This window comes from Thalassospira sp. CH_XMU1458, assembly GCF_037027205.1.
Classification (GTDB): domain Bacteria; phylum Pseudomonadota; class Alphaproteobacteria; order Rhodospirillales; family Thalassospiraceae; genus Thalassospira; species Thalassospira tepidiphila.
In genome coordinates this window covers 476,766-491,016 of sequence record NZ_JAYMDW010000003.1, presented here as the reverse complement: position 1 = coordinate 491,016, position 14,251 = coordinate 476,766, and the positions used below count along the sequence as shown (strand labels likewise).

At 56.0% G+C, this 14,251-nt stretch carries 8 protein-coding genes; all 8 read right to left on the bottom strand.

Annotated elements, in window-relative coordinates:
• Positions 1-163: 163 nt before the first annotated feature.
• Positions 164-1,186: a GGDEF domain-containing protein gene (locus WBY09_RS16255; RefSeq protein WP_336233298.1), complete on the bottom strand. Its 1,023-nt coding sequence runs from the start codon at positions 1,184-1,186 to the stop codon at positions 164-166.
• A 150-nt stretch (positions 1,187-1,336) separates the two neighbouring features.
• A complete protein-coding gene (gene argB / locus WBY09_RS16250; RefSeq protein WP_008891492.1) occupies positions 1,337-2,266 on the bottom strand; it encodes an acetylglutamate kinase in 930 nt (309 codons plus the stop codon).
• Between the two features lie 39 nt (positions 2,267-2,305).
• A complete protein-coding gene (gene yihA, locus WBY09_RS16245; RefSeq protein WP_197146773.1) occupies positions 2,306-2,968 on the bottom strand; it encodes a ribosome biogenesis GTP-binding protein YihA/YsxC in 663 nt (220 codons plus the stop codon).
• Between the two features lie 71 nt (positions 2,969-3,039).
• A complete protein-coding gene (gene yidC, locus WBY09_RS16240; RefSeq protein ID WP_336233297.1) occupies positions 3,040-4,746 on the bottom strand; it encodes a membrane protein insertase YidC in 1,707 nt (568 codons plus the stop codon).
• Positions 4,747-4,791: 45 nt separating this feature from the next.
• Positions 4,792-5,091: a membrane protein insertion efficiency factor YidD gene (gene yidD / locus WBY09_RS16235; RefSeq protein ID WP_040824357.1), complete on the bottom strand. Its 300-nt coding sequence runs from the start codon at positions 5,089-5,091 to the stop codon at positions 4,792-4,794.
• Between the two features lie 5 nt (positions 5,092-5,096).
• On the bottom strand, positions 5,097-5,558 hold the full coding sequence (gene rnpA / locus WBY09_RS16230; protein ID WP_063087288.1) for a ribonuclease P protein component: 462 nt from the start codon (positions 5,556-5,558) through the stop codon (positions 5,097-5,099).
• Positions 5,559-5,562: 4 nt separating this feature from the next.
• On the bottom strand, positions 5,563-5,697 hold the full coding sequence (gene rpmH, locus WBY09_RS16225) for a 50S ribosomal protein L34 (RefSeq protein WP_007091264.1): 135 nt from the start codon (positions 5,695-5,697) through the stop codon (positions 5,563-5,565).
• A 159-nt stretch (positions 5,698-5,856) separates the two neighbouring features.
• Positions 5,857-14,121, bottom strand: a complete 8,265-nt coding sequence (locus WBY09_RS16220; protein ID WP_336233296.1) for an Ig-like domain-containing protein — start codon at positions 14,119-14,121, stop codon at positions 5,857-5,859.
• Positions 14,122-14,251 lie beyond the last annotated feature (130 nt).

Below are 14,251 nucleotides of genomic sequence, written 5' to 3'. Positions count from 1 at the left end.
ATGCTGCAAGTGCGGAACGCCCGGCAAGGACATTGATCCTTGCCGGGCGCTGGTTACATACGCTTTTGAACGCTTCAATGCAAGTCCGCGGCCCTCATGGCACACATGCATCGGGCGCGCAAATCATCGTCTGTCACTGATATCAAAGGTTGGAAAAGGCTGCTTACGCCGCGAAATTGCGGTTACGGCCTTCTTTTTTGGCCCGGTAAAGCGCGCCGTCGGCCCGGTCGATCAGTTTCGCGCCGCCTTCCTTGGCGACATATTCCGCAACACCAATCGATATGGTCATCTGACCAAACGAGACGCCCGATTGCTTTGCCTTGATTTCACGTTCGGCAATGCGTTTGCTCATATCGTCGGCCAGTGACATGGCATCGACCAGCGGCGTCTGCGGCAGCAGAATGGCAAACTCGTCACCGCCATAGCGCGCGACAACATCGCGCCCCTTGATATTGGCCTTCAACATCGACGCAATCAGGACAAGGATTTCATCCCCGATGCGGTGACCAAACCGGTCATTGATCGCCTTGAACTGGTCAAGGTCGACAATCATCACACAGAATGGCTCGGGATGTTTTGACGAGTCGTGCTCTGCAACAAGCAGGTTGAGCTGTTCTTCAAAATACATCCGGTTGGAAACACGCGTCAGGCCGTCGGTATAGGATCGTTCGCGGGTTTCTTCGAGTTCGCGTTGCAACCGTTCGACGTTGCCAAGATACTGATCAAGGCGCTGATGCAGGCCTTCGACCGTGTGTTGCATCTCGTCGGTCTTCTCGATGATCTCGCTCAGAACCGGGCTGACATGCTGATGATCCTTGAGCGTCTCAAGAGATCGCGTCAGCAGCGCACCATAATCCTGAAAACCGCTTCGCGCGGTTGTCAGACATTCATCGCTGCTTTCAACAAGCTCGGAAAAGTCTTCCATCCCGCGCTGCAGGAAGTCTGCGGCCTGACGGTCAAAGATATAGCGGTAATACAACTGAAGAAGCGTGTCCTCGGCCAAGGGTTCCCCGCTGGCCTGCACAGCATCGATGACGCGCAGGATTTCGGGGTTTTCCTCGGCAAAATAGACAAACCAAACATGATAAAGTTCGGGTGTCGGGCGCAGGCCGCGCTCGCGCAACGCCTTAAGGGTCGCATCCGCAAAATCCCAATGACGGGAAATCTGTTTTTCCGCTGTGGTCACAACGGGTGCTCCGGGCTTGTTTTCATTCGCAAAGACAATGCGTTATGCGCTTGATGCATACCGATTTGCCTCAACATACTCCAAATTGCCCTTCGGAGCCAGATATAGGTCGAAATAAACTAACCTAAAGTGGTGGTCTAATATCGACCTTTAGTTACCTCTGATCATTGTGCCTGCACCGCGTTCGGTGAACAGCTCCAGCAGAACTGCATGTGGTGCGCGACCATCAACGATCACGGCGGCTTCGACCCCGTTTTCAACGGCATCCATGCAGGTTTCGGTTTTGGGAATCATGCCGCCCTGAATGGTGCCATCCGCAATCATTGCATTGATGTGGGCGGTGTCGGCGTCCCGTACAAGGTTCTTGTTCTGATCAAGAATCCCTTTTACGTCGGTCAGCATGTAAAGACGGCTGGCACCAACGGCCTTTGCAATCGCACCGGCAGCCGTATCGGCGTTGATATTATAGGTCTGACCATCTTCACCGACGCCGATTGGCGAGATCACCGGAATAATGTCGGTGTCGATAAAGCAATCAAGAACGTGCGGATCAACCTTCACCGGTTCTCCGACAAAGCCAAGATCAAGGACCTTTTCGATATTGCTTTCCGGATCGCGTTTGGTCCGCGTCAGTTTGCGCGCGGTAATCAGGTTGGCATCCTTGCCGCACAGACCAACGCCAACGCCGCCTGCGGCATTGATGTTTGATACGATTTCCTTGTTGATCTTGCCGGCCAGAACCATTTCGACAACATCGATGGTCTGCTGATCGGTGACACGCAGGCCATCAACGAATTCCGACTGGATATTAAGCTGCTTGAGCATCTGACCGATCTGCGGTCCGCCGCCATGCACAACAATCGGGTTCATGCCGACCTGTTTGAGCAGCACCATGTCCTGGGCAAACAGCCGCGCCAGTTCAGGATCACCCATGGCATGGCCGCCATATTTGACGACTATTTTCTGCCCGTTAAAGCGGCGCATAAAGGGAAGAGCCTCGGAAAGCACCTGAGCACGTGCCAGCATGCGATAGGCGCTGGCTTCCGATTGGTCTTCTTCAGAACGGGTTTGGTCGTTCATGTCACTTCCCCATATTGTCGCTTTATGTGCCTGCCGGGATCAAAGCAGAGTGGATATTTCTGCCCGCAATTCGGCAAGGCCGGTATTCTTCTCGCTTGAAGTCGCAAAAATCTGCGGCAGGGCTGCCGGGTGTTTGATCAACCCGTCGACCACTTCCTTGATGCGTTTTTCAAGCTGTCCCTTTTTTAACTTGTCTGCCTTGGTCAGCACAACCTGATAAGGCACAGCAGCCTCATCAAGCAGCTTCATCATATCCAGATCAGCCTTCTTGAAGCCGTGTCTGGAATCAATCAAAACAAACACACGGCGCAGCGTTACACGCCCGCGCAGATATTGTTTGATCAAAGCATGCCAGGTATCAACGATATCCTTGGGTGCCTGGGCAAAGCCATAGCCCGGCAAGTCCACGATATAGCACGCACCATCAAGATCGAAATAGTTCAACTGCTGGGTCCGGCCCGGCGTGTTTGACGTGCGCGCAATGTCCTTACGGCCGGTGATCGCGTTGATCAGGCTGGACTTACCGACGTTTGAACGCCCGGCAAAACAGATTTCTGTTTTGTCTTCCGGCGGCAGTTGTTCGAGCTGTGCGACGCCAAGAACGAAGTTAACCGGGCGGCTAAAAAGCTTCCGCCCGGCTTCGATCACTGAGTCTTCATGCGTCGGTATTGAAGTTGCCGACGGCAGGTTTTCTTGTGTCATAGTCTTTCCTTCCCCGATCGGTCGGGGATGCTCCCCGAAGGGAAGGTCAACCCGTGAAGGGTAGATGGGGATTAAATCCCCATCTTGTACATGATGTAGCGCTGCTGTGCGATGGACAGCAGGTTGTTCCACGCCCAGTAAATCACCAGACCTGCCGGGAAGCTTGCCAGCATGAAGGTAAAGATGAACGGCAGGAACATCATGATCTTCGCCTGGGTCGGATCAGCCGGCGCCGGGTTCAGTTTCTGCTGCAGATACATGGTAACACCCATGATCAACGGCCAGACACCGATCATCAGCATCTGCGGCGGATCCCACGGGATCAAACCAAACAGGTTAAACAGCGAGGTCGGGTCGGGTGCTGACAAATCCTGAATCCAGCCAAAGAACGGCGCATGGCGCATTTCGATGCTGACAAACAGAACTTTATACAGCGCAAAGAAGACCGGGATCTGAACAACAATTGGCAGGCAGCCAGAAGCCGGGTTGATTTTCTCACGCTTGTAAAGCGCCATCATTTCCTGCTGCTGACGCTGACGGTCGTCCTTGAACTTCTCGCGCATCTCGGTGATTTGCGGCTGCAGCTTTTTCATCGCACTCATCGATTTGTACGACTTGTTGGCCAGCGGGAACATGATCGCCTTGATGATGACCGTGATGATCAGGATCGAGACGCCAAAGTTGCCAACCAGATGATAGAGATACTGCAAGAACAGGAAGAACGGCTTGGTCAGGAAGTAGAACCAGCCAAAGTCAATCGCGAGATCGAAGTTGGTGATCCCGTAATCCTCGGCATAGGTATCAAGCAGGGTCACTTCCTTGGCACCGGCAAACAGGCGCGTTTCAGCAGCACCTTCACTGCCGGCCGCAATCGTGCGCGGGGCACCAAGGTAATCGGTCTGATACTTGTCGGCGTTTTCCGCAACATGGTGGCTAAAGCGCGTGGTCATTTCCTCGTCCGAGGAAGGTGCCAGCGCAACCAGCCAATATTTGTCGGTAATGCCAAGCCAGCCACCGGTGGTTTTCTGTTCGATCGCACCGTCATCAGCCAGATCGTCATAGTCGATCTCGGTGAGCGTACCGTCGATCACGCCAAGCGGACCTTCGTGCAGGATATAGAACCCTGCAGTCTGCGGCTTGTTCTTGCGCGAAATCAGGCCATAGGGATACAGAACGACATCGCCGCCGGTATTGTTGACCACCGACTGGTTGACGGTGAACAGATAGTTCTCGTCAATCGCGATTTCACGTTTGAAGGTCAGGCCTTCACCGTTATCCCAGGTCAGGGTGACCGGGCTGTCTGGTGTCAGCAATTTTTTATCAGCGGTCCACTGGGTGTCGCTGCTTGGCAGCGCCATACCGCTTTTCGCACCGACCCAGCCGAACTCCGCAAAATAGGCATCGTTGCTGCCAGTCGGGTTCAGAACGTGGATCAGCGGGCTGTCAGGTTCTTCGGTTTCGCGATAATCCTGAAGCTGAATGTCGTCGATCACACCACCGACAAGACGAATCGAACCTTCGACGCGCGGGGTATCAATCTTGATTCGTGGCGATTTGGCCAGCGCGTCTTCGCGCTTAACAGCCGGAACAGCGGGTTGACCACCCGGTACGGCCGGACCGGATACCTGCGGCGCGTTGGTTCCGTCCGCATTAAGCTGTTCGCGAACCTGCGCTTCACGAACCTGAGGACCAGGCTCGGGCGCAAAGAAGAATTGCCACCCGATAAGAATCACAACTGCTGATGCAATTGCTACCCACAGGTTACGTTGTTCGTTCATCGCCTCTTTCCGCTTTTTTCAGCCAGCAGGTGCCGACCGCATATTCTATTTACATGACGAAAGCGCCGGGGACCGGTTTTCACCATCCGACGACGCTTTGTTCTGTTCACAGCCACATCCGGGCACGGGATCATAACCATGACCACCCCATGGATGGCAACGCATTATCCGTTTAAATCCCATCCAGCCGCCTTTTAATGCACCATGACGGGCCAATGCTTCGAGCATAAAAGCCGAACAGGTCGGCTGATAACGGCACGACCACCCGATATATGGCGACAAAAACAGCTGATAGCCGCGAACTGCGACTTGAAGAAGACGGGCAAAAAAACCGGGAGCACGCATGAATGTCATTTTCCCGGGCCTCCTGCCTTCGTCGAGCCGGCTGACTTGCTGTTGGCGCGTCCTTTTTTCGGACGACGCGCATCAGGCGCAGACGGCTTGGCATCAGGAACCCGACGCAGGGCAAAACGCATATCATCAATCAGCTTGTCAAAAGGCCGATCAATGGTCTGCGCACGACCGATCACTACATAGTCCCAACCGGGCAATGCGTGTTCGCTCATCAATTGCTCTGCCACAGCACGCAAACGCCGCCGAACGCGATTGCGGACGACGGCCTTTCCCACCTTTTTGGTGACGGTAAACCCGACTCGTACGAGTCGGTCTTCACCGGCGTATTCTGTGTCCGGTTTGATCCCCGGCCGCGGTGCGCCCTGCAGGATCAATCCCTGTGTAACCCATTTCCGGCGGGTGCCCGCAACACGGAGAAACTCCGCCCGCTTTTTAAGGCGTTCCACCGAAACGGTCACGACATTAGGCCGACAGACGCTTGCGGCCCTTGGCGCGGCGTGCGGTCAGCACACGGCGGCCACCGACGGTCGCGCTGCGGGAACGGAAGCCGTGGCGGCGTTTCCGTACGAGTTTGCTTGGCTGGTAGGTGCGCTTCACTGCACTTACTCCGTTCTAAATAAGGTAATCCGATAAAATTCGAGGTCCGCTGTATAGGGCTTCACACCAGAGCTGTCAACTCGTGACACGGCATTTACCCCCAGAAAACCGGCAATGCCGCCGGGATTTCGTCCCGACGGCATCCGAAATGCGAATTCGTCACCACTCGATACGTTCGACATTGGAGAATGTCAACTCGGAACCGTCAGAAAACACGATTGTTCCGGACGAATCGGTGCTGAGTTCAAGGGAGTGTCCCTTGCTTTTGGTAATCTCGCCCTCATCAAGGACAAGGGTCCAGTCGCTCGAGTCGATATTGCTTCCACCGGCCCCGTGCAATTCAATGGTGTCGGTGGTCCATCCGTTGGCACCGCCATCCACATGATCATTGCCATCGCCCATGTTGAAGATGAACAGGTCCGACCCACCCCCGCCATAAAGACTGTCATCGCCAATGCCGCCGATCAGGGTGTCATCCCCCTCACCGCCCAGCAAGATGTCGTTGCCAGCCCCACCAAGAAGCATGTCATCGCCAGCACCGCCCAGAAGGCTGTCATTGCCGTCACCACCATCAAGGCTGTCGTCATCACCACCGCCATCAAGATAGTCGTTACCCGCCCCGCCATAGAACGTGTCTTCGCCCCAACCGGCGCTCAGGGTGTCGTCTCCGGCACCGCCGTCGAACACGTTGTCACCGCCATCAGCATTCAGGATATCGTTGCCATCGCCACCATAGAAGGTGTCATCCCCCCAGGCGCCGTGGATCGAGTCATCGCCACCACCGCCCCAGACGGTGTTGTGGCCGCTCCCGGCATCAATGCTGTCATTGCCGTCACCGGCCGAAATGGTGTCCTTGTCGCTTCCGGTGGTGATGCTGTCATCCCCACTGCCGGTGTCGATGGTATTGCGGCCTTCGCCGGCGGTAATGGTGTTATTGCCATCACCGGCATCAATCACATCGTCGCCCGATCCGGTCATGATGGTGTCATCACCGATCCCGGATGCGATGGTGTTTTTGCCTTCGCCGACATTTATATAGTTGTCGCCATCCCCGGCACTGATGGTGTCGTTGCCGCTCCCGGCCAGGATGCTGTCATCCCCCGATCCGGTCGTGATGTCGTTCCGACCTTCGCCCGCACTGACATAGTTATCGCCATCACCGCCCAGAATGGTGTCATCACCACTTCCGGCATAGAGGCTGTCATTACCGGCACCGGTTTCGATATAGTTGTTGCCTTCGCTGGCATAAACAATGTTGTCACCTGCACTGGACCTGATCGTGTCGCGGTCGCTGCCGCCCGTAATATAGTCATTGCCAGTACCGCCATCGATGGTGTTGCGGCCCTCTCCACCGTGCAGGGTATCATCGCCACCACCGCCATAGATCGTATCGTTACCGCCATCACCGGTAACACTGTCATCGCCATCTCCGGCATAGATCACGTCATCACCGTTGCCGGCCCAGATCGTGTCGTTCCCGGCATTGGTGCTGATGGTGTCATCCCCGTCATTGCCGCCGACCGTGTCGTTCCCGGATCCGGTTTCAATCACGCCATCATCGTTCGGGTCCCAGATGACTTCATCGCCGTCCTGAACGGGATCAAAGGTCACTTCAAGAATGGCTGTGGTGGTTGCGGTATCGTCGCCATCGCGCGACTGGACCGAAACGGTCAGCTCAAACGTGCCGGCATAATCGCTGGCCGCTGAAATGGTCAGGCCCGACAGTTGTGCGGATGTCAGCGTCCAGGTACCGTCGCCATTATTGGTACCGGCCGACAAGGTCGCACCCTCAGGCACGCCACTGACGGTAACCGTTAAAGTCTCGCTCGCATCCGTGACCGCCGCATCAATATCAAGCGCAACGGCGGTTCCTTCATCGCCACTTGCGTCTTCGACTTCAAGGGTCGGTGTATCCGCCACGCCCGCGACATTCACCGTGATCGTATCACTCACACTGCTGGTATCGCTGCCATCGGTCGAGGTCACGGTGACTTCAAGGTCAAACGCGCCGGAATAGTCATCCGCAGGCGTAATTGTCAGCCCCTCAAGGTCGCCAGCACTCAGGGTCCAGGTACCATCGCCATTGTTGGTACCGGCCGAAAGGCTCGCCCCGTCTGGCACGCCGGACACCGTAATCGTCATGGTTTCGGAGCTGTCACTCAAGCCTGCATCGATGGCAAGCGCGATGTCCGTGTCTTCATTGCCGGAGATATCGGACACATCAAGGCTTGGCGTATCCGCCACACCGCCAACATCCACTGTAATGGTATCGCTAATCGTCGAGGTATCTGTGCCATCGGTCGAGGTCACAGTGACATCCAGATCGAACGCGCCGGAATAATCCTCTGCCGGTGTCAGTGTCAGCCCTGCAAGGTCTGCCGCTGCCAAACTCCAGGTCCCATCGCCGTTATCGTTACCCGCAGACAGGCGCGCACCTTCGGGCACACCCGAAATTGTCACTGACAGCACTTCCGATGCATCCGAAAGCCCCGCCTCGATATCAAGTGCAATATCACTGTCTTCCGAACCCGACGCATCCGACACATCCAATGTCGGCGCATCCGCAACCCCGGCAACATCGACCGTGATCGTGTCACTTACACTTGCAATATCCTCACCATCGGCGGAGGTCGCCGTAACACGCAAATCGAACGAGCCGCTGAAATCTTCCGGCGGGGTGATCGTCAAACCTGCAAGCTGCTCAGAGCTCAACGACCAGGTGCCGTCGCCATTATCAGCGCCAGCCGACAAAGTTGCACCTTCCGGAACGCTGGAGATCGTAACCGTCAGCGCTTCAGAACTGTCCGTAAGACCGGCATCAAGATTAAGTGCGATCGCCGAATCTTCGTTGCCAGCAGCATTACTGACATCCAGCGTCGGAGCATCTGCAACGCCAGTCACGTCAACAGTAATAGAACCGGTCGCGGTCGCTACGTCTTCGCCATCCGCAGAAGTTGCCGTCACCCCAAGATCAAACGACCCACTAAAGTCCTCAGGCGGCGTGATCGTCAAACCTGCAAGTTGCTCAGAGCTTAGCGTCCATGTGCCGTCACCATTATCGGTTCCAGCCGACAAGGCGGAACCTTCTGGAACGCCACTGATGGTCACGGTCAGTGATTCACTTGAATCAGCAAGGCCCGCATCGATATCGAGTGCGATCGCACTATCTTCAGAGCCGCTTGCATTTGCGACATCCAGTGTCGGCGCATCGGCAACGCCAGTTACATCCACCGTGATAGAAGCAGTCGTCGTTGCGACGTCTTCGCCGTCCGCCGACGTTGCCGTCACGCCGAGGTCAAACGAGCCGCTAAAGTCCTCAGGCGGTGTGATTGAGAGACCTGCCAGCTGATCCGAGCTCAGAGTCCACGTGCCGTCACCATTATCGGTCCCGGCAGACAGCGATGCACCTTCCGGAACGCCGGAAATCGTCACCGTCAGAGTTTCACTCGAATCGGCAAGACCCGCTTCAACATCAAGCCCAATCGCAGAATCTTCGCTGCCAGCAGCATTGCTGACATCCAGCGTCGGTGCATCCGCAACACCAGCAACATCAACCGTGATCGAACCGGTGGTGGTCGCAACGTCTTCGCCGTCAGCCGACATTGCCGTCACGCCCAGATCAAACGACCCACTAAAGTCCTCCGGCGGCGTGATCGTCAAACCGTCAAGCTGGCCCGGCTCCAGCGACCATGTGCCATCGCCATTGTTCGTACCAGCCGACAAGGTTGCACCTTCCGGAACGCCAGAGATCGTCACCGTCAGCGTTTCAGAACTGTCCGTAAGACCTGCATCAAGATTGAGTGCGATCGCCGAATCTTCGTTGCCAGATGCATTGCTGACGTCCAGCGTCGGCGCATCTGCAACGCCGCTCACATCAACTGTAATGCTGTCGGTGGTGGTTGCAACATCCGAACCGTCAGCCGAGGTTGCAGTAACCCCAAGATCAAATGAACCACTAAAGTCCTCAGGTGGCGTGATCGTCAAACCTGAAAGCTGATCAGAACTCAGTGTCCAAGTACCGTCGCCATTATCAGCGCCAGCCGACAAGGTTGAACCATCCGGAACGCCACTGATCGTAACAGTGAGCGTCTCAGAGCTATCGGTAAGCCCAGCATCGATGTCCAGTGCAATGGCGCTGTCTTCATTGCCGCTGGCGTCGGAAACATCCAAGGTCGGATCATCGGCAACACCCGTTACATCAACTGTGATGCTGTCGGTGGTGGTTGCAACATCCGAACCGTCAGCCGAGGTTGCAGTAACCCCAAGATCAAACGACCCACTAAAGTCCTCCGGCGGCGTGATCGTCAGACCATCAAGCTGATCCGAGTTCAGCGTCCACGTGCCGTCACCATTATTAGTACCAGCCGACAAGGCGGAATCTTCTGGAACGCCACTGATGGTCACGGTCAGTGATTCACTTGAATCCGTGAGGCCAGCATCGATATCGAGTGCAATCGCACTATCTTCAGAACCGCTTGCATTCGCGACATCCAGCGTCGGCGCATCGGCAACACCGGCAACGTCAACCATGACGGTGTCGGTAACCGATGCGATATCAATTCCGTCCTGCGTGCTCGCGGTAATTTCGAGATCAAAACTGCCACTGAAATCAGACGGTGGCGTAACGCTGAGGCCTTCGAGTTGATCACCGCTCAGAGTCCAGGTGCCATCACCATTATCTGTCCCAGCCGACAGCGTCGCACCTTCTGGCACACCGCTAATCGTTATGGTCAGCGTTTCACTCGAATCCGCCAAACCAGCTTCAATGTTCAAGGCAATGGCACTGTCTTCATCGCCGCTGGCGTCGGAGACATCCAAGGTCGGGTCATCTGCCACACCCGCAACATCCACCGTGATCGAACCAGTGGCGGTCGCAACGTCTTCGCCATCTGCCGAAGTTGCCGTCACACCAAGGTCAAATGATCCGCTGAAATCTTCAGGCGGCGTTATCGTCAGACCTTCAAGCTGGCCCGGCTCCAGCGACCATGTGCCATCGCCATTATCGGTGCCTGCTGACAAGGTTGCACCTTCCGGAACGCCACTGATCGTAACCATGAGCGTCTCAGAGCTATCGGTAAGCCCAGCATCGATATTCAGTGCAATGGCGCTGTCTTCGTTGCCAGCAGCATTACTGACGTCCAACGTCGGTGCATCCGCAACGCCCGCGACTTCAACTGTGATGCTGTCGGTGGTAGTTGCAACATCTTCGCCGTCAGCCGAGGTTGCCGTCACGCCCAGATCAAACGAGCCGCTGAAATCTTCGGGCGGTGTGATTGTGAGACCTGCCAGCTGATCCGAATTCAATGTCCAAGTCCCGTCACCGTTGTCGGCACCAGCCGACAAGGTCGCGCCGTCCGGAACGCCAGAGATCGTAACCGTCAGCGTTTCACTGGAATCGGCAAGACCCGCATCAATATCCAGCGTAATAGCATTATCTTCGTTGCCCGAAGCATCCGAAACATCCAGCGTTGGCGCATCCGCGACACCCGCAACATCAACAGTGATTGAACCGGTAGTTGTCGCAACATCCGATCCATCTGCCGAAGTCGCCGTCACACCCAGATCAAACGATCCGCTAAAGTCCTCAGGCGGGGTAATCGTCAAACCATCAAGCTGGTCAGAACTCAATGTCCATGTGCCGTCGCCATTATCAGCACCAGCCGACAAGGCAGCACCCTCCGGAACGCCACTTATTGTAACTGTGAGTGTCTCAGAGCTGTCCGTAAGACCTGTATCAAGATTGAGCGTGATCGCCGTATCTTCACTGCCAGCAGCATTGCTGACGTCCAGCGTCGGCGCATCAGCAACGCCCGCGACATCAACCGTGATGCTGCCCGTCGTCGTGGCAACTTCCTCGCCATCCGCAGAAGTTGCCGTCACGCCGAGATCAAATGAACCGCTGAAGTTCTCGGGCGGCGTGATCGTCAAACCTGAAAGCTGCTCGGAGCTTAGCGTCCATGTACCATCACCATTATCGGCACCAGCCGACAAGGTCGCCCCGTCCGGTACGCCAGAGATGGTTACGCTCAAAATTTCAGAGCTGTCCGTCAAACTCGCATCAAAGTCGAGCGCGATGGCCGAATCTTCATTCCCCGAGGCGTCGTTCACATCCAACGTCGGCGCATCGGCAACGCCAGTTACATCCACCGTGATCGAACCGGTCGCGGTCGCAACGTCTTCGCCATCTGCCGAAGTTGCCGTCACACCAAGGTCAAATGATCCACTGAAATCCTCAGGCGGCGTGATCGTCAGACCTTCAAGCTGATCCGAGCTCAGCGTCCAGGCACCATCGCCATTATCGGTGCCAGCAGACAATACAGCACCATCCGGAACGCCAGAGATCGTCACCGTCAGCGTTTCACTGGAATCGGCAAGACCCGCGTCGACATCAAGCGCGATCGCAGAATCTTCGCTGCCAGCAGCATTGCTGACGTCCAGCGTCGGCGCATCGGCAACGCCGCTCACATCAACTGTGATGCTGTCGGTGGTGGTTGCAACATCCGAACCGTCAGCCGAGGTTGCAGTAACCCCAAGATCAAACGAACCACTGAAGTCCTCAGGCGGGGTGATCGACAGACCTTCAAGCTGATCCGAGCTCAGCGTCCATGTGCCGTCGCCATTATCAGCGCCAGCCGACAAAGTTGCACCTTCCGGAACGCCAGAGATGGTGACCGTCAGGGTCTCGGAACTGTCCGTCAAACCTGCATCGATATTAAGTGCAATCGCCGAATCTTCGTTGCCCGCAGCGTTGCTGACATCCAGCGTCGGAGCATCTGCAACGCCAGCCACATCAACCGTAATAGAACCGGTCGTGGTCGCGACGTCTTCGCCATCCGCAGAAGTTGCAGTCACGCCGAGATCGAAAGAACCACTAAAGTCTTCCGGCGGGGTAATCGTCAAACCATCAAGCTGGTCGGAACTCAATGTCCATGTGCCATCGCCATTATCGGTGCCTGCTGACAAGGTCGCACCATCCGGAACACCGGCGATGGTTACGCTCAAAGTTTCAGAACTGTCCGTCAAACCTGCGTCGATATTCAGCGCAATCGCACCATCTTCGTTGCCTGATGCATCACTGATATCCAGCGTCGGTGTATCGGCGACGCCTTCGACGTCAACAGTGAGATTTTGCATCACAACGGCGGTATCATCACCATCGGTGGTCGACACCAGAACCGAAAGATCGATTTCGCCGCTGAAGTCTTCCGCAGGCGTGATGCTCAGGCCTTCGAGTTGATCCGAACTCAGCGTCCAGGTGCCATCCCCATTATCCGTCCCGGCAGAAAGCGTGGCACCATCCGGCACACCTTCAATGGTGATCGCAAGGTTTTCGCTGCCATCCAGAAGTTCGGTATCGATATCAAGCGCGATCGCGCTGTCTTCAGTACCACTGGCATCGGACACATCAAGTGTTGCGCCGTCCGCGACACCGGTGACGTCGACGGTAAAGCTGGCATTTGTTGTCGCAACACTGCCATTGGCTTCGCGACTGGTTGCCGATATGTCGAGATCAATCGATCCGCTGAAATTGTCCGGCGGCGTCAGGGTCAAACCGCTCAGCTGTCCCGGCGTGAGGGTCCAGGTACCATCGCCATTATCCGTACCAGCCGAAAGAACAGCCCCGTCAGGCAAACCGGAAATCGTGATGGTGAGCGTTTCACTGCCGCCATCAAGGTCATTAAGCGATGCCGACAGATCAAGGGCAATGGCACTGTCTTCCGCACCGGTGACATCATCCGCACTCAGAGACGGCGCATCCGCGACCTTGGGGTCTTCGACCTCGAACTCGTCCTCGGTATCAAGTTCATCCTCAAGAAGGAGCTCGTCTTCTTCAAGTTCGCCTTCCGCACCTAAGGCTTCTGGCGCCGGTGGCTGTTCAACGGGGGGAATGAAATCGGGCCGAAGACCTTCGTCCGTGCCCGCGCCGGGTCCTTCGCGGTCACCGCGCAGCGCATTGGTATCATTGGTCGCAAGCGGGATTTCCGGCAAATCAACCGTACTCGGTTCCGATCGCAGGGAAAGGTTATCTGCCCCGTCTGATCCAGGATTGCTTTGGAATGTGTCAGCGCCGGTATCGAGATTGTTTTCGATCTCGGCCGCTTCGTTCAGGGAAATGGTCTGTTGTTCGGTGGCCTCTCTGGCCTGCGCACTTTCCTGGCGCTGGGCTGCGGCATTTCGGCGCTGGAAAGCCTGTTGTTCTTCGCCTTGCGGATTTCGGATCTGGGTACCGTAGTGAACCGATCCCAGTTCCTGTTCCTGCGGACGCGCGGAACTGTCCTGGTCGTCATGCAATTCGACCAGTTCATCACTTTCGCCATCCTGACCAAGCGAACGCTCCAGATCCTCTGTCGAGGCCTGGTGGTCAAGATCACTCCGACCATCTTCAGAGCGGGAATTTTCAGTATCGCGCGCGTCGTCCGCCATCTAACCCATTCTCCGTAAAGTGCAGGACGGGATAGCCCCAACCTACACCTCTATACATTAGTATAGAAACACTGGCTTTAACCAGTGAAATGTACGGCCAGGCAGTAGAAATGAGATCATTTCCAGCGGG

Coding starts and splice junctions, on each gene's coding strand:
- argB (WP_008891492.1), bottom strand. CDS start 2,266: ATGAACGACCAAACCCGTTCTGAAGAAGACCAATCGGAAGCCAGCGCC.
- yihA (WP_197146773.1), bottom strand. CDS start 2,968: ATGACACAAGAAAACCTGCCGTCGGCAACTTCAATACCGACGCATGAA.
- yidC (WP_336233297.1), bottom strand. CDS start 4,746: ATGAACGAACAACGTAACCTGTGGGTAGCAATTGCATCAGCAGTTGTG.
- yidD (WP_040824357.1), bottom strand. CDS start 5,091: ATGCGTGCTCCCGGTTTTTTTGCCCGTCTTCTTCAAGTCGCAGTTCGC.
- WBY09_RS16220 (WP_336233296.1), bottom strand. CDS start 14,121: ATGGCGGACGACGCGCGCGATACTGAAAATTCCCGCTCTGAAGATGGT.